This is a genomic window from Agromyces sp. SYSU T00194 (genome assembly GCF_040496035.1).
GTDB classification, from domain to species: Bacteria; Actinomycetota; Actinomycetes; order Actinomycetales; family Microbacteriaceae; genus Agromyces; species Agromyces chitinivorans.
Window position 1 is genome coordinate 838,028 of record NZ_JBEPJZ010000002.1, and the last position, 20,246, is coordinate 858,273.

10 protein-coding genes are annotated in these 20,246 nt (G+C 72.1%); 4 read left to right on the forward strand and 6 right to left on the reverse strand.

Going from position 1 to position 20,246, the window contains the following annotated elements; genetic code table 11:
• The first annotated feature begins 131 nt into the window (after positions 1 to 131).
• A complete protein-coding gene (locus ABZK10_RS16670; protein WP_353810407.1) occupies positions 132 to 1,796 on the forward strand; it encodes an esterase/lipase family protein in 1,665 nt (554 codons plus the stop codon).
• A 180-nt stretch (positions 1,797 to 1,976) separates the two neighbouring features.
• The gene (gene helR / locus ABZK10_RS16675) at positions 1,977 to 4,124 is read left to right on the forward strand and encodes an RNA polymerase recycling motor ATPase HelR (RefSeq protein ID WP_353810408.1); all 2,148 of its coding nucleotides are present in this window, start codon (positions 1,977 to 1,979) and stop codon (positions 4,122 to 4,124) included.
• A gap of 27 nt (positions 4,125 to 4,151) precedes the next feature.
• Here the strand turns inward: helR and ABZK10_RS16680 are convergent, their stop codons facing one another.
• Positions 4,152 to 4,778 (reverse strand): class I SAM-dependent methyltransferase, encoded by a 627-nt coding sequence (locus ABZK10_RS16680; RefSeq protein WP_353810409.1) that lies wholly within the window; start codon positions 4,776 to 4,778, stop codon positions 4,152 to 4,154.
• A 118-nt stretch (positions 4,779 to 4,896) separates the two neighbouring features.
• Between ABZK10_RS16680 and ABZK10_RS16685 the strand changes: the two genes are divergently transcribed.
• Positions 4,897 to 5,481, forward strand: a complete 585-nt coding sequence (locus ABZK10_RS16685; protein WP_353810410.1) for a hypothetical protein — start codon at positions 4,897 to 4,899, stop codon at positions 5,479 to 5,481.
• 24 nt (positions 5,482 to 5,505) lie between these two features.
• On the opposite strand, the gene ABZK10_RS16690 is transcribed toward ABZK10_RS16685, so the two are convergent.
• The 5 genes from ABZK10_RS16690 to ABZK10_RS16710 form a co-directional block, all read right to left on the reverse strand.
• Positions 5,506 to 6,336, reverse strand: a complete 831-nt coding sequence (locus ABZK10_RS16690; RefSeq protein WP_353810411.1) for a hypothetical protein — start codon at positions 6,334 to 6,336, stop codon at positions 5,506 to 5,508.
• A gap of 81 nt (positions 6,337 to 6,417) precedes the next feature.
• Positions 6,418 to 6,873 carry a HEPN domain-containing protein gene (locus ABZK10_RS16695; protein ID WP_353810412.1) on the reverse strand — a complete coding sequence of 152 codons (456 nt, stop codon included), beginning with the start codon at positions 6,871 to 6,873 and terminating at the stop codon, positions 6,418 to 6,420.
• On the reverse strand, positions 6,866 to 7,459 hold the full coding sequence (locus ABZK10_RS16700) for a nucleotidyltransferase domain-containing protein (RefSeq protein WP_353810413.1): 594 nt from the start codon (positions 7,457 to 7,459) through the stop codon (positions 6,866 to 6,868). The genes ABZK10_RS16695 and ABZK10_RS16700 overlap by 8 nt, the downstream gene beginning before the upstream one ends.
• A gap of 34 nt (positions 7,460 to 7,493) precedes the next feature.
• A complete protein-coding gene (locus ABZK10_RS16705; RefSeq protein WP_353810414.1) occupies positions 7,494 to 8,054 on the reverse strand; it encodes a hypothetical protein in 561 nt (186 codons plus the stop codon).
• 113 nt (positions 8,055 to 8,167) lie between these two features.
• On the reverse strand, positions 8,168 to 11,026 hold the full coding sequence (locus tag ABZK10_RS16710) for an ATP-binding protein (RefSeq protein ID WP_353810415.1): 2,859 nt from the start codon (positions 11,024 to 11,026) through the stop codon (positions 8,168 to 8,170).
• A gap of 217 nt (positions 11,027 to 11,243) precedes the next feature.
• Here ABZK10_RS16710 and ABZK10_RS16715 point away from each other — a divergent pair, with 217 nt between their 5' ends.
• Positions 11,244 to 20,228: a SpvB/TcaC N-terminal domain-containing protein gene (locus tag ABZK10_RS16715; protein WP_353810416.1), complete on the forward strand. Its 8,985-nt coding sequence runs from the start codon at positions 11,244 to 11,246 to the stop codon at positions 20,226 to 20,228.
• Positions 20,229 to 20,246 lie beyond the last annotated feature (18 nt).

Here is a 20,246-nt window from a genome sequence, read left to right on the forward strand (position 1 = left end):
GGACGTCGCCGACCGTATCGGCTCCCGCCGGTTCCGACAAGAGGGACGCCCCGGGCGCACGCTCTTGACACGGCCCCTGCGGAGGGCGAATCTACGAGCGAATCTCACTGATGAGAACTGGGGGCTGTGCAATGACGAACGAAGCGCAGGGGGCGCCCCCGCGACCGCTGATCCTGATCCGGGGATTCGGCGGCGTGGGCGTCGACGACGAGCGGGCGAATCCCTACCAGGGGTTCAACGACGGCACGGTGTACCCCGGCCGTCGCGGCGAGAACTACATCTACGAGGGCTTCGTGCTGCGTGCCATGAAGTCCGACGAGCATCCGTACCGCGATGCCACCAACGTCGCGGGGTTCTACGGCGCCGACCAGGGCGCACCGCCCGACCTCGGCGACCTCGGCGAGGACGACGTGACCGGCACGATCGTGCTCGACCCCGCCGTCGAGCGGAAGGTGCTCTCGCACGGCACGGCCGGCACGATCTGGATCTTCCGCTACTACGACCTCGACCCGCGCTCGCTCCGCGTCTACGGGAAGGGGCTCGAGCGGCTCGTCACGCTGATCCGGCGCTCCGCGGCGCGCCACGGCGAGACCTTCCGCGGGGTCGACATCGTCGCGCACAGCATGGGCGGCCTGGTGACCCGCGAGGGAGTCATCGCGATGCACCAGACCGCGACGGCGCCGGATGCGGCGGACGACGTGCTTCCCCCGCGCGAACTGGTGCACCGCATCGTCACGCTCGGCACGCCGCACCGCGGCATCGCCTTCCAGCGCACGCCGGAGTGGCTGCTGAAGGTGCTGCCCAAGGTGGAGAGCGCGAGCAATGAGCTGGCGTCGTTCGACCCCGAGTCGACCCGCTTCCTCGAGTGGGACGACGTCTACGACGTGCGGAACGTGCTGACCGTGGTCGGCACGAACTACCGCTCGTACAACATCGGCATCGCCAGCGCGCTCAACCGGCTGTCGAGCCTCCTGAACGACGGCTCGATGGTCTACAACCGCAGCGACGGGCTCGTGAAGCAGGCATCGGCCCAGCTGCCCGGCGCGCCGCGCACCTTCGTGCACAAGTGCCACGGCGGCAACGACTCGCTCGTGACCTCGCGCGAGGCGTATGAGATCGCGATGCGGTTCTTCCACGGCACGCATCGGGTGTCGCTGTTCCTCGACGAGGGGCGGATCACCCGGGGGCGCGACCTCATCGGACGCAGCGAGTTCTACTTCGGGGTGTCGATCAAGCCGCGCTACGTCGACTTCGACCTGTTCCACCAGAGCATCGAGGCGGAGAACTGCTACGGCCCGTTCAACGAGATGGACCTGTCGGACGACCTCGGCGACCTGCAGCGACGGCTGCGGCTCCCACTGGCGGAGTTCGGCGGCGCCACTGACTGGGCCGGTCCCGACCGGCTCATCTGGGAGGGGTGGATCGACCGCGACGCGACGCCCGACCCCCGGTTCGGGATCGTGTTCCGCGTCGACTTCTACGTCGGCGAGCGCGACAGCTACGGCGTCGGCTTCTCCGACAACGTGGTGTACCGCAAGCAGTACTACGTGCAGACCTTCCCGCGCGATGCCGCCGGCAACGGCACCGCGATCTTCCTGCACACGGGCGAGCAGGTGCTGGTCGGCGAGCACGCGCTCGACCGGGCGGGCGTCCAGGCCGTCGCGGACGATCCCGCACGAACCGATGTCGTGCAGGCCGCCCCGGTCGACGGCTCGCCGGGCGACTGGACCTTCCCGATCACCGGAACGGGCTTCGAGGGCACCTTCCGCGTGCGCATCCAGGAGGACCGCGGCTGACCCGACGCGCATCGGCGGGCGCCCGGCCCGATGCACCGCGCTCCCGCCACTTCCATTATCCCGCACGGAGGGGGCCTTGCGGCAAGGGGGTATCGCTGGGGCAGAATCGCAGGTCGCGCCGTGATTCGTCGACCCCGCACCGGGTCGGCGACGCGCATCCGCCGACCCGGGAGCATCCGCGTGACCCACACTTCGATCCGCATCTTCGACCTCGCATCCGACCACGCACGCAAGGCGGCGCCCGAGCGCATCGCCGACGATGAACGCCACTTCGCCCGCATCACCGCCCGTCTCGCCGACCAGGTCGACGACCTGTCCGCGCGCCTCGACGCCGAGCGCCGTGCGCCCGGCGGGCGGGGCCAGCAGGCGCTCGATCGCGACCTGCGCATCCACCACCTCTCCGCGCGCCTGCGCACGCTGCGCCGGTTCGGGGCCGACGCCTGCCTCGGCCGCATCGTGCCCGCCGACGGCGGGGAGCCGGTCTACGTCGGCCGGTTCGGCCTCACCGACGGCGACGGCCGCAGGCTCCTGCTCGACTGGCGCACGCCGGCCGCCGAGCCGTACTTCGCCGCGACGAGCGCGAGCCCCCTGGGCCTCGCGAGCCGCAGGCGGTACCGGTGGGCGGGCCGGCGCATCCGCGACTACTGGGACGAGCTGCTCACCCCGGGTGCGGCGATGGACGCACTCGCACTCGACGAGGAGTCGGCGTTCATCGCGAGCCTCGGCGCCGAGCGGTCGGGTCGCATGCGCGACGTGCTCGGCACGATCCAGGCCGACCAAGACGCGATCATCCGCGCGGACTCGCGCGGTGCGCTGGTCGTGGACGGCGGGCCGGGCACGGGCAAGACGGTCGTGGCGCTGCATCGCGCGGCGTACCTGCTGCACGCCGACCCGCGGCTCGGCTCGGGTCGAGGCGGGGTGCTCTTCGTCGGGCCGAACCCCTCGTACCTGGCGTACGTCGCCGACGTGCTGCCCAGCCTCGGCGAGGAGGGCGTGCAGACCTGCACCCTGCGCGAGCTCGTCGCCGAGGGCGCCGACGCGGTCGCCGAGCGCGATGCGGAGGCGGCCCGGCTCAAGGCATCCGCCCGCATGATCGACGCGATCGAACCCGCCGTGCGGTTCTACGAGGAGCCGCCGACGCACGCGCTCGACGTCGAGACCCCGTGGGGCGACCTGTGGCTCGGGCCCGACGACTGGGCCGAGGCGTTCGCATCGCCCGAGCCCGGCACCCCGCACAACGAGGCGCGCGACCAGGCCTGGGAGACCCTCGTGGAGATCCTCGCCGACCGGCTCGACGACGAGGAGGTGCCGCTCGACCAGGTGCGCCGCGCGCTCGCGCGCAACGAGTCGCTCGCGCGCACGTTCACGCGCGCCTGGCCGCTCGTCGAGGCGTCCGTGCTCGTCGCCGACCTCTGGTCGGTGCCCGCCTACCTGCGCCGCTGCGCGCCGTGGCTCGGGCCCGACGAGGTGGCGGCACTGCAGCGGGCGGATGCCTCGGCCTGGACGAGGGCCGACCTGCCGCTTCTCGACGCGGCCCGCCGACGCCTCGGCGACCCGGGGGCCTCCCGGCGTCGTCGGGAGCGGGAGGCGACGCTCGCCGCCGAGCGCGAGGCGATGTCGCGCACGATCGAGCGACTCATCGAGGCCGGCGACGACCTGCTCGGCTGGATGGACGGCGACGACCTGCGCAACAGCCTCGTCGATGACGCGGTGCTGCCGGCCGACGACCCCGACCGGCTCGCGGGACCGTTCGCCCACGTGATCGTCGACGAGGCCCAGGAGCTGACGGATGCCGAGTGGCGCATGCTCATCGCGCGGTGCCCGTCGCGGAGCATCACCGTGGTCGGCGACCGCGCGCAGGCCAGGCACGGCTTCGCCGAGTCGTGGGAGGAGCGCCTGCGGCGGGTCGGACTCAGCGACGTCGAGGTCGCATCGCTGCGCATCAACTACCGCACGCCGGCCGAGATCATGGACGCGGCGGCGCCCGTGATCCGCGCGGCGATCCCCGACGCGAACGTGCCGACGTCGGTGCGGTCGACCGGGGTGCCGGTGCGGCGGGCAGGGCGCCATGAGCTGGGCGCGGTGCTCGAGGAGTGGCTCGGGGCGCACGATGAGGGCGTCGCGTGCGTGATCGGGGACCCCTCGTTCGGCACCGCCCAGGAAGCCGGCCGCGTGCGCTCCCTCTCCCCCGTCGAGGCGAAGGGCCTGGAGTTCGACCTCGTCGCACTGGTCGAACCCGACGCGTTCGGCGAGGGCATCGAGGGGGCGGTCGATCGGTACGTGGCGATGACGCGCGCGACGCAGGAGCTGGTGATGCTCGCCGGCTGAACAGCGGATGCCACCTGGCGGCGCGGCTCAGGCCCGGGCGAGCACCGTCACGTCGACGTTGCCGCCGGCCGTGGGCTTGTGTGCGACGACCGCCCAGCCGGGCCCGGCGAGCCCGCGCGTGCCGCCCGCGTGCACGAACCGACGCGCGTTGCCCGCGTGCGTCGGCCCTGCGGCGAGTTCCGCCAGCACGGTCACGGCGCGCATCGCCGTGCCCCGCGGGAACCTGAGCGTCCCGGTGCCGAACTCCGTCACGAGCAGCCGGCCGCCCGGCGCGAGCACGCGTGCGACATCGTCGAGCAGCGACCGGCCCGCCGCCCGGTCGAGGGCGTGCAGCACGAACGAGAGCAGCACGAGGTCGGCGCGCACGTTCTCGAAGACCTCGCGGGAGCCGTCGCCGAGCCGCAGGTCGGCGCCCGCCCCGAGCCGGTCGCGGGCGCGATCGAGCATCGCCCCGGACGTGTCGACGCCCACCACGCGGAAGCCCTCAGCCGCGTACTCGGCGAGCGACGCACCCGTGCCGCAGCCGAGGTCGAGCACGATCGCGCCCGGCGGCGGATCGACCTGCCGTCGCGCGACCCGCCGCAGCGGTGCATTCATCGGCTCGAGCACGCGGTCGTACACGCGCGCCCGCCAGCCGTATCGGTCGGTTCCCATGGGAGACCACCTCGCAGGGGGTGCCGTGCACCCCGTCCCTCCAGTGTCCCACCGGCCCGGAGCACGGGCCGGCCGATGGTCCCGGAGGGGCGACGTGCCTCGGCGGTAGAGTCGCATCATGGTCGAGGTGCACGAGGTGGACCCCGCCGGCGCGCACGACGGCGACCCGGTCGCGCTGGTACTCCCCGGCCGCGGGTACAGCGCGCAGGCACCACTGCTCTACTGGACCTCATCGGCGCTGGCCGGCGCCGGCTGGCGCACGTACGCCGTCGAGTGGCATCCGACGACCGACGACCTCGCCCAGCACGGGCCGCGCGCCTTCGTGGAGGCCGCCGTGGCGACGGCCCGCACCCGCATCCCGGAGCCGCCGTCGCTCATCGTGGGCAAGTCGCTCGGCGCATACGCGCTGCCGTCGACGCTCGAGGCGGGATTGGCGGGCGTCTGGCTCACGCCGATCCTCAAGAACGACGAGGTGGCCGGCGCCCTGCGCGACGCACCCGACACGCACCTCGCGATCGGTGGCACGGCGGATGCCTGGTGGCTGCCCGATCGCGTCGCGGGCACGTCCGCCGCGCTCGTGAGCGTCGAGGGCGCCGACCACTCCCTGGAGGTCGGCGACTGGCGCGCCTCGGTGCTGCGCCAGGCCGAGGTCGTCGAGCGCGTCGCCGCCCACGCGGATCGCATCCGCGACCTCCACGGGTAGTCGAGCCGGCAGCGGCGACCGGGCTCAGTGGCGCGCCATCCAGGCCTGCAGTACGCCGCGCGGCAGCCCGTGCTTCGCGTGGCCCAGGGAGGCGCCGGCCTCGTCGATGATCTGCTCAGCGGAGCATCCGCTCGTGTCGCCGAACGAGTACGCGACCGCGCCCGTCCGGTCGACGAACCCGTCGGGGGTCGACCAGTAGTGGTTCCGCTTCAGGTCGGGCGGCGGTGCGGTCGCGTCCGTGCCCGGGCAGGCGTCGGCGGCGGCGAGCACGCCGTCGGCGTCGAGGTCGGCGTCGATGGCGAGACGGAAGGCGAGGTCGGCGTGCCCCGGAAGCGGCACGATCTTCGCGAAGCCCTCGCCCTCGGTGAAGTAGACGTCGCCGCCGGCGTACGGGTCGCCGGTCGTCGACCCGGCGAGGGTGATCGTGCCGCTCGGCGGCAGGTCGCCGGCGCAGCGCAACGTGACCCAGTACTCGTCGCCGGCGGTGACCGGCACGGGTGCGTCGAGGGTCACGGTCGCGGTCTCGCCGCCGGTCAGGTCGACCTGCTGCGCCGGTGCGAGCGGGTCGTCGGGGTAGCCCTCGGGCTGCACCGGGAAGACGGCGGTGGCGAAGAACGCGAGTGTCACCGTGCCCGAGGTGGTCGGCTGCAGTGCGAGTTCCGCGACCTCGCCGGTCGCGGTCGCCGTGAACGTCTGCGCGAGGTCGAGCGCCCCGCAGATAATCTCGAACCCGCCGTCGTCGGCGGGTTGGTCGATCACGACCTCCGCGGCCTGCGCCGGTGCGGCGAAGGCGATGGCGGATGCGACGAGCCCGGCCGCGGCCGCTCCGGACAGTGCGTGCGTGATGCGTGACATGTGGGCTCCCCTCGTCGGCGAGGCTCCCGTCGCACGATACTCCCGGGCTCGCGCACCCGCCACCGTGGGCGTGACGTGGGGTCAGGAGCGCCCCGCCAACCAGGCGGCGCACGCCGCGACGATCGCCTCGCCCGCGGCGATCGCCTCGGGCACGTCGGCGCGCACCGCGGTGGGCTGGTCGGGGCTCGGGTACTCGGTGCCGTTGCGCACCTGCCGCATCCACTCGAACTCGGCGAGCGCGTCGGCCGCCTCGGCGAGGAACTCCGCCGCCGCGAGCCCGGTGTTGCGGTGCGCGCCGCCCATGGGGCGCACGCGCAGGCCCTCGCTCGCGAGCACGGCGGTGAGCGCCTTGCGCGTGCCGTCGTAGGCGGCCGTGAACGCCATCGCCACGTCGTCGGTGCGGGCGAGCAGGCGGGCGGTCTCGAGATGCCGCCGCGCGGTCGCGATCAGCTCGTCGGCGTGCCCGGGGTTCACGGCGATGCGCTCGAGACGCCCGGTGGCGAGCATCCGCCGGATGACCGGGGTCGCATCAGCCATCGGCCGCGTCCGTCAGCACCTCGACGAGCGGCCGGGCGCGCACCGTGGCGAGGAACGGCGTCGGCTCGGCCGCATCCCACTCCTCGGCCGCCACGCGCGTGACGTGCACGTCGAGGCCGATCTCCTCGCCGGCCCGAACGGCGACGTCGGCGAGCGCACGCCGCGACGGCGCGCCCACGACGAGCACGTCGACGTCGTTCGGGTACTCCCCCGGCTCGCCGAGCCGGCGTGCGGCCCACGACCCGTAGATGTAGGCGCGCTCCACGCCGTCGATCTCGCGGAGCATGCGCCGCAGCACCGGGACGGGCCCGTAGGTCGCCTGCACCAGTTCGCGCATGAGGGGGAAGAGCGGATGCCCAGGGTTGGCGCGCACCATGCGGTTGCGCCCGACCGTGCGATCGAGCAGCACCCCGCCGTCGACGAGGCGACCGACCTCCTTGTGCACGACGCCGCCGCCCGCGCCGACGCGTCGCCCGAGCTCGGCGAGCGAGCACTCCTCGTCGGGCCGCCCCAGCGTCTCGGCGAGCAGCGCTCCGGTGACATCCGACCGGATGAACGGCGTCAGCTGCGCGGGCATTGTCTTCACGGAACGTGAGTATATCTTCGCGTTACGTGAATGTCTACGACCCCGTCGCCCCATCCGATCGCGTCGACGATCGCATGGTCACCGCGGCGACGCCCACCGGCACGCCCACCAGCGCCAGCGCACCGAGCGCCCCGAAGACCACGTCGACGCTCGCCCAGTGCGCCGTCTCGACGATCTCGTACCCGCGGATGCCCGCCCACCGCTCGGGCACCCAGGCGGCCCTGGCGGTGTCGGCGCCATCGTCGAGCCGGCCCTTCAGCTCGACCGGCCGCAGGACGGTCGCTCCGTCGTCGCTCCGCCACACGCCGATGCTCGTGCCGCCCTCCTTGCCGGGCAGGTGCGACTCCTCCGCGTAGGTGCCCCACTGCGCCCCCGGCCCGAGCACCACCGCCCCCTCGACGGTGTTCTTCACCATGATGCCGACGAGCAGCAGGTAGCCGAGCACCATGGCGAGCAGCATCACCGACCAGAACAGGCGGGCGGATGCCGTACGCCAGCGCCGTCCCGAAGCAGCTCCCGTCGATGCCGCGGCGACGTCCATGGACGCGGCGACCGCGGCCACGTCGCCCGGTGCCGTCCGTTCACGTTCGCCCATACTCGCGACCAGCCTCCTGCAGGGGTGTCGCCCGACAGTAACCCGACGCTGCGCTCGCCACCGGCGCGGCACGCGCGACCCTGTGGACGAGCCGCGCGGCGCCCCGACCGGGGTCAGGCGCCGGATCGCTCACGCAGCCAGTGCACGGTGCCCCGCCGATCGAGGTCGTGTGCGGCGATCGCGGCGAGCGTGCGGCGCTCCAGCGTCACGGCGCCCTGCTCGCGCGAGATCCGCAACGAGCGGTCGAGCTGTTCGTCCGCCTGGCGCTCGAGGGTGCCTCGCGTCCCCGGTCCGGCTGCGCCGGCGGCCGCGAGCAGCAGGCCCGCACGCATGCGCGTGAGTTCGGCCAGGTACCAGACCTCGCCCGACGACTCGGCGATGTCGATCGCGCGATCGACCGCCTCGATCGCCTCGGGGACGCGCCGCGCGGCCGTCTCCGCCTCGGCCAGAAGCGAGAGGTGGTACGGACCCCAGATGCCGTCGGCGACGGATTCGACCTCGGCGAGGCCGGAACGGATCACCTCCGCGGCGTCCGGCGGCGAGTCCTCGATCATCGCCCACCCCCGCATCACGCGACCGGCGGAGATCCAGAGCGCGAACTCGTTCGCCTCCGCGAGGGCCAGCAGTTCCCCGGCGAGCGCCCGGACCGTCTCGACGTCGCCGAGGAGCTGGTGCACCGCCGAGAGCGCGCCGAGCGCCTGCGCGAGCCCGTCGGGCCGCGAGCCGGCCCGGGCGAGCCGCAGGGCGTCCTCGGCCAGCTCGCGTGCCGCCACCGGTCGCCCGAGGAGCCACTCGTCGAGGGCGGCGAAGGACCGCAGCAGCACGCCGGAATCCTGGTACGCACCGGCGAGCCGCCGACGCACCTCCGGCGAGTCGAACTCCCCGGCACGCTCGATGTGCACGCGCGCCCCGACGGGGTCGCCGAGCGCCAGGGTCGTGACCGCCTGCGCGTTCGCCGCCTGCAGCCGCAGCCCGTCGTCGGCCGAGCTCACGGCAGCCGCCGCCAGCCGACCCAGAGGCCGTTGCGATCCGCGCAGGTCGCCGCGCATGAGGGCAACGCTCCAGAGCACGTAGGAGATGCGCCCGAGCGCACTCGGTTCGTCCACCCGGGCAGCGGCGACCTCGAGCAGCGCCGCCTCCTCGGCGACCCGGTCGGACCGCACGCCCCACGCGAGGATCGCGGCCGCGACCCTCGTGACGCGCAACCGTGCGTGCAGGGCGGTGGTGACGGGGTCGACGAAGGTCGACTCCGCATCCGCCGAGGCCCGCAGCTCCTCGAGGAGCTCGAGGGCGCGATCGGTGTGCGCGAGCGCGACGGCCGGCACCTGGCGACCCATCGCGGTCTCGGCGGCGTGGGCGAACCAGACGGCGGCGCTGGCGGCGTCGGCCCCGCGGTCGAAGTGCGTCGCGACCTCGGCCGCGGCGGCCCCCGGGCGCTCGGCGAATGCCGCACCGAGCCGCTCGCCGATGCGGCGGTGCACGAGCACCCGGCGCGCGCCCCCGAGCCGCCCGTAGAGCACGTCCCGGTGCAGCGCGTGCGCGAACGCGTACCGCGCGGTGACAGTGCCGTCGGGCCACGTCGCCGGCTCCAGCTCCTGCAGGAGCCCGTGACTGCGGGCGAGCCGCGCGAGGTGCTCCTCCACGTCCTCCGGAGGTGCTCCCTCGTCCACCGCGGCGACGGAAGCGGTCGCGAACTCGATCCCGGCGACGGCGGCGGTCTCGAGGAGTCGCCGGTCGACGGCGGGCAGCGTCCCGATCCGCCGCTCGACGACGCGGCGGAGGCCGTCGGGGATCTGATGCGTCGCTGCGGTGCCCGCGTGGGCGTCCGCGGCGCCCACGCGGTCGGCGAGCAGCGAGAGGTACAGCGGGTTGCCACCCGTCCGGCGCAGCAGGTCGCCCACGAGGACGTCGTCGACCTCGGCACGCCCGGCACGATCGGTGACGAACGCGCGCACCGCTGCCGCATCCAACGGCCCGAGCACGAGGAAGCCCGACTCGCCGAGCGAGCCGAGTCGATCGGGCAGGTCCGCCTCGGGGCCGCCCTGCCGCGCGGCGTCGGTGCGTGCGGTCGCGAGGAGGAGCAGCCCGGCGGGCGCGCCGCGCTGCGCCAGCGCCGAGACGAGTTCGAGGCTCGCCCGGTCGGCCGCGTGGAGGTCCTCGCAGACGAGGAGCACCGACGCCTCGGCGGCGAGCTCCGACATGGCGTCGACGAACTCCCGCAGCATCCGCCCGCGGCTCGCCCCGGCGCTGCCGGATCGCAGCTCCGCCGCGCGCGTGACGACCGCCTGCCCCGAGAGCTGCGCGATCCACGACGGCGCACGCGCCGCCAGCACCGAGCGTGCACGCGCACCGCGCGGGCCGGCGCAGAGCGCGCCGAGCGCGTCGAGGAACGGGTGGTAGGGGTCGCCGTCGCCCAACCGCTCGACGCACTGACCCTCCCCGATCCACGAGGCGCCCGCGAGGCGCGCCTCGTCGACGAAGGCGCGCACGAGCGCCGACTTGCCGATGCCGAGCTCCCCTGCGACGACGCCGACGCGTCGGCCGCGTTCACCGGCGGCAGCCCACCACCCACCGAGCACGGCGAGCTCCTCGTCGCGCCCGACGAGTGCCGGCGACTCGCGGCCCGCACGCATGTCGATGACGGCTGCGACGAACCGGTACCCGCGGCGGTGCGCGGTCGCGATGAAGCGCGGCTGCCGGGGATCGTCGCCGAGTTCCCGGCGCAGTTCGTTCACGCAGACGGCGAGCGCGTCATCGCCCCCACCGATCGGGCCCCATGCGGCGGCGATCAGCTCGCGCTTGGACACGACGTCACCGGCGTGCACCAGCAGCTCGCGGAGCACGCCCGCGGTTTTCGGTCGCAGTGAGACCTCGCCGCGGGGACCGGCCAGCCGGCCGTCGGCTGCGTCGAAGCGCCACTCGTCGAAGTGGAAGGTCTCGGGTTCGGGAAGGCGGGCTGGCGGGATCTGCACGACATCGCTCACCGGGCCCGGACCTCCGTTCGGCGCTGCCTCGGCCGGGCCGCGCTCCACGTTCGACCACGATGTCGACGCCGACCGCTCCCGGCTGGGAATGTGATGTGAATACTAATGCAAGAACTTCGTAAGGACACGAGCACCGCTCACATAGTCGACTGGGGACCGGACGGTCGCCGCCGGGAACCGTCCTGCCCGACGACGGAGGTCCCCGATGGCCAAGCGGCTCTCGTTCACTGCAAAGGTGGTGGCGACCACCGCGGTGATCGCACTCGCCACGACCGGGGCGATCGCCGCGACCGGCGGCTTCGACGGCGACGGCCTCGGCCCCGGCGAGGCCCTCGCACGCGAGTCGATCCTCACCCCCGACGAGCTCGGTGACGGCGCGTTCGACGGCCTGCAGTACGCGGATGCCACGGAGGGACTCGTCGTGGTCGACGCGCCGGAGGCATCGAGCGACGGCGGCGCGCACCTCGCGTATCCGCTCCCGATCCCGGCGGGCCGCGGCATCACCCCCGAGCTGTCCCTCGAGTACGACTCCTCGGGCGGCAACAGCTGGGTCGGCACCGGCTGGGACCTCGGCGTCGGCGAGGTCGCGGTGGACACGACCTTCGGCGCCCCCTACTTCGACGCCGACCACGAGAGCGAGAGCTACACGCTCGACGGCGACGCACTGGTGCCGAACGCGCTGGGCGATGAGTGGGACGAGCGCGTCTCCGGCGACCGCGAGGACTTCGTGCGCCAGGTCGAGACCGAGTACGAGCAGATCATCCGACACGAGGTCGGCGACGGCGGACCGGACGACTACTACTGGGAGGTGCGCCAGGCCGACGGCGGCATCCGCTGGTACGGCGGCTACCCCGACGCCGGCGGCCCGTACGGCGACGACTCCAGCGAGGGCACCATCGACCGCGACGCGATCGTCACCGACGACGCCGGCAACCAGGTGCGCTGGCTGCTCTCCGCCCAGCGCGACATCGGCTACAGCATCATCCGGTACCACTACGAGACCTACGACTACCAGCGTTCGGGCGAGTCGTGGGCGAGCGGATGCAGCGGATCGACGCTCTGCGCGCGCCACACGTACCTCGACCACATCGACTACACGATCGCGGCCGAGGCATCGGGGCAGCTCGCCGACCCCGCGTACCGGGTGGACTTCATCCTCGAGTCCGAGCTCGAACCCGCACCCGCCCGACGGGGCGACCCCATCCTCGACGGCACCGGCCGCTACCTCGACCTGACCTGGGAGCGCCTCGCCCGCATCGAGGTGCGGCACGGCGACCTCACGCTCGACCCGACGCGTGCACGCAGCTTCCCGGCCGACTCCGGTGCCGACGACCTCGCCGCCCGGTACGACCTCGCCTATCGGGACGCGGCCCTGAGCCCGTTCGGCAAGTCGCTGCTCGAATCGGTGACGCAGGGCGCGCACGACCCGGACGTCGCCGCGACGCACGAGTTCACCTACTTCGACGAGGTGGGCAACGCCACGGCCGGCTATACGGGATTCGCCTCGGACCAGTCGTGGTCGACCGGTGAAGACATGGGCGACCGCTCCTGGCTCGACAGCAACGTGTCGGCCGGCGCGCTCGGCGGCTCGGAGAACAACTCGGGCGAAGGCCACGCGTACATCGGCTTCAACGCATTCGTCCCCCAGAAGGTCGGCTCGGTCGGCGCATCGGTACAACTCGGCGGCGGCACGACGACCGGCGTCGCGGAGTGGATCGACCTGAACGGCGACGGGCTGCCCGACAAGGTCTACCGCGCCGGCGGCACGATCGGCGGCGGCATCTCGTACCGGCTCAACACGGGTGGCGCCAACGGCTCGGGCACCACGTTCTCCGACCCGGTCCCGCTGCCGACCCTGAAGTCCCTCTCGGTCGAGGACGAGTTCAACATGCAGTTCGCGCTCGAGGCGCACCTCGGCGTCACCGCATCGTTCGGCGTCGGCACCTCCATCGCCTGGGGCGACACGTACTTCACCGACGTCAACGCCGACGGTCTGCCCGACCTCGTGTACGACGGCAAGGTGCTCTTCAACCGGCTCGTCAACGGCGTGCCGACCTTCGCCGAGTCGAGCACCGGCACTGCCGTGCCGATCGCGACCGGCGCCGCCCCCGACGTGGGGAATTCCCAGGTCGACGAGCTGCGCGAGCTGCTCGCCGACCAGTCCCCCCTCGTCGACACCGTAAGGCGCTGGATCGCACCGTTCACCGGCACCGTCGAGGTCGACGCGCCGGTCGTGCTCGACCCGGCGGAGGCGTCGCTCGACGGCGTGCGCGTGGCGATCGAGTACGACGGCACCGAGATCGATGCGGCGAACCTGCTCGCGACCGGCGCGGAGGCGTTCACGACGCCGTACCCGGTCGACGTCGAGCAGGGGCATCCGCTCTACTTCCGCGTCGGCTCCGTCAACGACGGCGCGAACGACGAGGTGATCTGGTCGCCGGTCGTCACCTACATCGAGATCGACGGTGACGAGGTCGTCGATGCGGGGCAGGCACCCAGCGGGTCGAGCGCGACGGAGGTCCCGCTCGACGTCAATGGCCTCTCGCAGACCGTGTACGACGCGACGAGCGACTTCACGCTGTCGGGGCGTCCCGGCACGAGCGTGGTCATGCCCTACGACGGCACCGTGCGATTCACCGGCGCGCTCACGAAGCACGCGGCCACCTCCGACGACCTGCAGCTCGTGCTGAAGCACAACGGCGTCGCCGTGCCCGGCTCCGGCATCGTGATCGACGCCGACTTCATCGGCGACACGCCGATCTCGGTCGACTTCGACGTCGCGCAGCCGGTCGCGCCCAGCTCGGGCAACGAGAACGGCTCGACCGACACAGTGGAGGCGTACCTCGCGGTCGACTCCCCGATCGACCTCAACGCCATCACCTGGACCCCCGAGCTGTTCTACCTCGACGCCACCGACGTCAACGGCGACCCGCTCGACGTGGTCGACTCGAACGGCGAGTACATCCGCAGCGTCGACCTGACGCCCGAGATCGAGCAGTACCCGATCCACTCGTCCACCGGACCCGTCTCGCCGTGGGAGTCGACCACCGGCGAGACCCTCGACGCGATCGTGAGCTTCTCCGGCGCGGCCGTCCCGCGCGACGGCGACGGCAACCGCCGCTACCCCGGTGCGGTGCTGACGGTGAAGACCGTCGACGGCGTCGTCGCCCAGCAGGCGTTCACCCTCGCCGCCACCGATGACTCCGGTGGCTACGAGAACACGCTCGACCTGAACTTCGACCTCGACGACGGGACCGACTACTGGTTCGAGGTGACGACACGCGACGCGGAGTTCGCCCAGGACTTCGGCACCATGACCGTCGAGCTCACGGACCCCGACGACCCCGCGTCGACCGACATCGAGGTGGACGCCACCTTCTACGGTGCCGACTACCAGGGCATCTTCCCGCTCGCCTACCGCGGCTGGGGACTCGCGGGGTACACCGCGAACGACGAGCTCGCGACCGAGACGATCGATGACGCGGCGTTCGTCATCGACGCTGACGAGCTGGCGGACCAGACCGAGCCGTCGGGCTTCGACGACGTGCCCGCCGAGGGGCCCGACCCCGACCCGTCGTTCGCGTTCCTCGCGCTCTCGGAGCCCCCCACGCTCGACCCGACGCTGGCGGCCGCCGCGGGCACGCCGCTCGCGGGCAACCAGTGGCGCGGCAACCGCGACAACCTCGCCGGCGGGCCCGAGCGCATGCGATCCTCGAGGCTCGCGTCCGACAGCGCCGACCTCGGCACCACGGGCGGTGGCGGCACCGGCATCACCCGTATCTCGACCGTCTCGCCCTCGCTCGCGCTGGGCTTCGGCTTCGGTCCGCTCGGCGGGTCCGTGGGCGTCGGCACCAGCCAGAGCGTCGTCGACTACGAGGACCTGAACGGCGATGGCTACCCCGACCTGCTCGTCCCCGACGGCGTGCAGTTCACGACGCAGCGCGGTGCGCTCGGCCAGGGTTTGACCGACATGGGGCTCGACTACGTCAACCAGGACTTCACGGTCAACGCGCAGGGCGGCCTCGACGCCGGCCTCGTCAACGTCTCGCCGAACAGCAAGGGACGCACGAACGCCACGAGCGGCAACGCGTCCGGCAAGGGCGGCTCGGCGTCCGAGGACGCCGGGCTCGGCGCGGGCTTCGGCGTCGCGATCGGCGGCGGCATCGACGGCAGCTGGACCAACCCGAACGACTCGGGCGGGCTCGTGAACACGCCGTACTCGAGCTCCGAGCTCGGCGGCGTGGTCCGCGACCAGGCCGACGTGATCTCGGGTGGGTTCGGCGGCCAGCAGGAGCTCGCCGACGTCAACGGCGACGGCCTGCCCGACCGCGTGGTCACCGACGACACCGGCGTGTACGTCTACTACAACCTCGGCTACGGGTTCACCTCGCAGCGCACCAAGCTCACCGCCGGCGGGTTCGGCACGCAGGAGTCGATCGGCGGCAGCGCCTCCCTCGGCTTCGCGACGCCGTGGGGCGAGTTCTCCGGCGGGGCATCCCTCACGTGGAACTACGACATGGTGCGCTACGCCTGGATCGACGTGAACGGCGACGGCATCCTCGACCGCCTGCACAAGGGCGCCAACGACGCACAGCCCACGGTGACGTTCGGCACCGGGTCGGGCCTGTACGGCTCACCCGTCACGTACGGCGAATTCGCGACGACGGCGGGCGTGGGCGCGGCGAACGTCGAGTCGGGCCCGCAGATCGGCTACGACCGGGCGCAGGGCATCGGCGGTGGGTTCGACTTCACGATCTACGCCGGCCCGCTGTGCGTGGCCGCGTGCTACCTCGTGATCAACCCGGGCGCGTCGTACCAGAACTCGGTGAGCTTCACCGAGGTCACGCTCGACGACATCGACGGTGACGGCTACGTCGACTCGCTGAGCACCACCGACGACGACAAGGTGTCGGTGCGCCTCAACCAGGCGGGCAAGGCGAACCTGCTCGAGACGGTCGAGAACCCGCTGGGCGGGACGATCACCCTCGACTACGACCGCGACGGCAACACCTACGCGCACCCCGACTCGATCTGGACCATGTCGAAGGTGTCGGTGAACGACGGCCGCCCCGGCGACGGCGTCGACGTGCGGACCTCGACGTTCGAGTACGACGGCCTGCGCTTCGACCGGCTGTTCCGCCAGTCGCTCGGCTACAGCAGCATCGTCGAGCACGAGCTGGACGAGGCGGGCACGACCGCCCTGCGCGACACCACGCGCACCTTCCTCAACGACAACATCTTCACGGCCGGCCTCGGGACATCGACCGAGCTGTCGGATGCCTCGAGCGGCGACGTGATCCGCGGCGCGTACCTCGAGTGGGAGTACCGCGAGGTCGTCGGATTCGACGCGGGCGTCGACCCGCGCGACCCGGTCGCGACCTCGGAGGTCTCGCTGCTGCCGGACGCCGCGGTGCCGACCCCCGGCGCCCTCGGCACCGCGATCGCTCCACTCGCCGTCTCGACGACCGAGCGCTGGTACGACGCGTCCGGCGCGGCCGGGCAGGAGACGCGATCGACGTTCACCTACGACGGGATGGGCAACATCCTCACGGAGGTCGACGAGGGCGAGACGGATGACCCCGCCGACGACCTGACCACGACGACCGTCTACTCCGACTGCGAGATCTCGTCGAGCATGGACCCCCAGTGCCCGCCGGAGTTCGGCACGACCGGCGCCCCGGAGCATCCGTCGCCGTACTGGTCGGACACCCGCTGCCCGACCTGGGTGAGCATGCCGGCGATCGTCACGATCACCAACAGCGCCACCGGTGAGGTCTACCGCCACAGCGACGGGAGCCCAGCGCTCTGCGACAACGCCGGCGTGACGCACCTGGAGGAGCTCGTCGACGGCGACACCACCGCCGTCACCGACCTCGCCTACGACGAATGGGGCAGCTACAACCGCATCGTCTACCCCGAGGGCGAGGACGGCGTGCGGTACGCGGTCGAGTACGTCTACGACGCCGACCGCCACTCCGACATCGCGAAGGTCACCGAGTACGACCTCGACGAGACCGCAGCCACGCTCGACACGGGCTGCACGGACGCGGTGACCTCGGTCGAGGCCTTCCTCGACTACGACGGATGCACCGTGCCGGTGCCCGTGCGCACCGGCCTGACCTCCACGGCGACGTTCGACGGCGACTCGGGACGCATCGCGAGCCGCACCGACGCGAACGGCAACACCACGTCGTACGAGTACGACAACCTCGCCCGCATCTGGAAGATCAGCAACGAGCTGCAGGACGACGTGGTGGAGTTCGTCTACAGCCCGAGCGCCTCGGGCTACGGCTACGCGATCGCGAAGCACCACGACCGGTTCAACGCCGACCCGATCGAGACGATCTCGTTCGTCGACGGGCTGGGACGCGTCACCGAGGAGAAGCGCGACGCGCGCGTGGTCGATGCGACCGGCGTCGCGGTCGACGGCCGCATCGTCACGGGAGCGACGAACTTCGACGACCTGGGCCGCCCGATCGAGCAGTACCGCCCGGTGTTCGACACGGTGGCGCAGACCGCGTACGAATACACCACCTCGGCACCCGACACGGTGACGACGACCGAGTACACGCTCACCGACCTCGAGACGAAGGTCACCGAGCCCGGCGGCCGGGTGACCACCACGGCGTACGACTTCACCGAGGTCGCCGGCGTGACGCTCTTCAGCGCCGCGACCACCGACCCGCGCGATCGGGTGGGCACGACGTTCAGCGACGTGCGCGGCAACACGCGGGTGTACGACGACCAGCCCGACGGGGTCGACGCGCTGCGCTCGGTGTACGAGTACGACGGCATCGGCCAGTTGCTCGCCTCGATCGACCCGGCCGGCGAGGAGACCGTGCACGAGTACGACCAGCTCGGCAACCGGCTCTCGACCGAGACGCCCGACGGCGGCCTCGTCGAGTTCTGGTACGACGCCGAGGGCAAGCTCGTGCGCGACCAGTCGGCGACGCTCCGCGAGGAGGGCCACTTCACCGACTACGCCTACGAGCTGCGTCGCCTCGTCGAGATCGACTACCCGGAGGACACCCCCGACGTGACGTACACGTACGGCGCCGCCGGCGCCCCGGGCAACGGCGCAGGCCGTGTCGTGCAGGTCGAGGACGGCTCGCAGATCACGTCGTTCGCGTACGACGCGCTCGGCGCGGTCGTGCGCGAGTCGGCCGAGGTGAAGCTGCACAACTGGGAGCCCGACCTCGACGCCGACGACGTGGAGAAGTTCACCTGGGTCACCGAGTGGACGTACGACGCGCTCGGGCGCCTCGCCTCGATGGTGTACCCCGACGGCGAGCGCCTCACGTACGACTACGACGCCGGCGGCCGCGTCACGTCGATCGTCGGCGAGGAGGACGGCCAGAAGCAGGTGCCGCTCCTCGACGCGGCCGGCAACGTGGTGCTCGACGAGTACGGCGTCGTGGTCCTCACCGACGCGCCGACCACGTATCAGTACCCGTACGTCGACGACCGCCGGTACGACGAGTTCCTGCGACCCGCAGCGGTCGACCTCGGCAACGGCGTCACCACCGAGTGGACGTATGACGACGAGACGCTCTGGCTCACGGGCATCCACTCGGATTCGCCCGGCCGCGACCTGAAGGACAACCCGGCCGAGTACTCGGAGATCCAGGACATCCGCTACACGTACGACGTCGTGGGCAACCCGAAGACGTACACGAACGACCTGCCGGCGGCCGTGTCGAACCTGTTCGGCGGCGTCGTGACCGCGGCGTACGACTACGACGAGTTCGACCGGCTGGTCGGGGCCGCGGCGAAGTACGACACCCTGCCGAAGGATCGCACGTACACGTTCGCGCTGAGCTACGACGACCAGGGCAACGTGCTGAGCAAGGAACAGGTCGACAAGATCGGCAACAAGGAGCAGAAGGACACGACGTACTCGTTCGACCGCACCTACGCGGCCGACGACCCGCACCAGGCGGTGGCCGCCGGCGACGAGGCGTACCACTACGACGCCGACGGCGAGCTCACCCACATCACCACGGAGACGAAGCAGGGCAGGATCGAGCTCGTCCGCGAGATGGAGTGGGACTGGGCGGGCCACATGGTGCACCTCGACGACGCGTCGAACGACACCGACTACACCTACGACGACCAGGGCCAGCTCGCGATCGAGCGCGGCCCGTCGGGTGAGACGGCGTTCATCAACCCGTGGGTGAGCGTGCGCAACGGCACCGACCTGTACAAGCACATCTGGCTGGACGACGAGCGCATCGGCACCCAGCGCGACAACGAGGGCAGCGGCAACAACGACCCCGACGCCGACGGCGGGTACGAGGAGACCCAGCGGTACTTCCTGCACACCGACCTGCAGGGCAGCACCAACGTGGTCACCGGCCCCACGGGCGACACCTTCCAGCACCAGGAGTACTTCCCGACCGGGGAGGTGTGGGTCGCCGAGCACAGCACGCAGTACCGCACGCCGTACCAGTACGCGGGCGGCTACACCGACGAGCAGCGCGCCATCATCTCGCTCGGCGAACGCTGGTACGACCAGCAGCGGGAGATGTTCACGACGGTCGACCCGGTACTCGTCGACGATCCGACGATCGTCGTCGGCTCGCCCGAACTGCGCGCGACCTACGCGTACGCCGGTTCGAACGCCGTGCGGTTCGTCGACCCGAGCGGCCAACTGTTCACGATCGCGAGCGCGAACGACGTGGTCGCGAAGGCCAGGGCGGCGAGGACCACGACCTCGGCCACCCCGACGGCGGGCACCGCGGGTGCCCAGGGCACCAGCGCCACGACGAAGAAGACCAGGGCCGAACGTCTCTACAAGTTCTCCAAGAAGTGGGACGCCAAGCCCCTGTTCGACATCGATCGGAGTGACGGCACCGTGAAGTTCGCGCCCCTGCTCACCGGCCCGCGCATCAAGCTCAAGGAGGGCAAGAAGGCGCCCGCGTCGCTCCAGACGGCGCCCGGTTCGAACACGACTGCGAACACGAACACCACGTCGACTTCGAAGCCGGATGCCACGAGCTCGACCGGTGGGCCCACGGTGAAGAACGACACCACGTCGCCGACCGGCTCCACCAGCACCAAGGCACCCGCGAAGCCGGGCTCGGGCGGCGGCACGGGCGGTGCGCCCGACAGCGGTGGCGCCGGCAACGTGAAATCGCTGAAGACGTCGTCGACCGCCGGGTCGGGCACCGGTGGTCGCAACGGCACGTAGGCGTCGCCGCCACGGCGC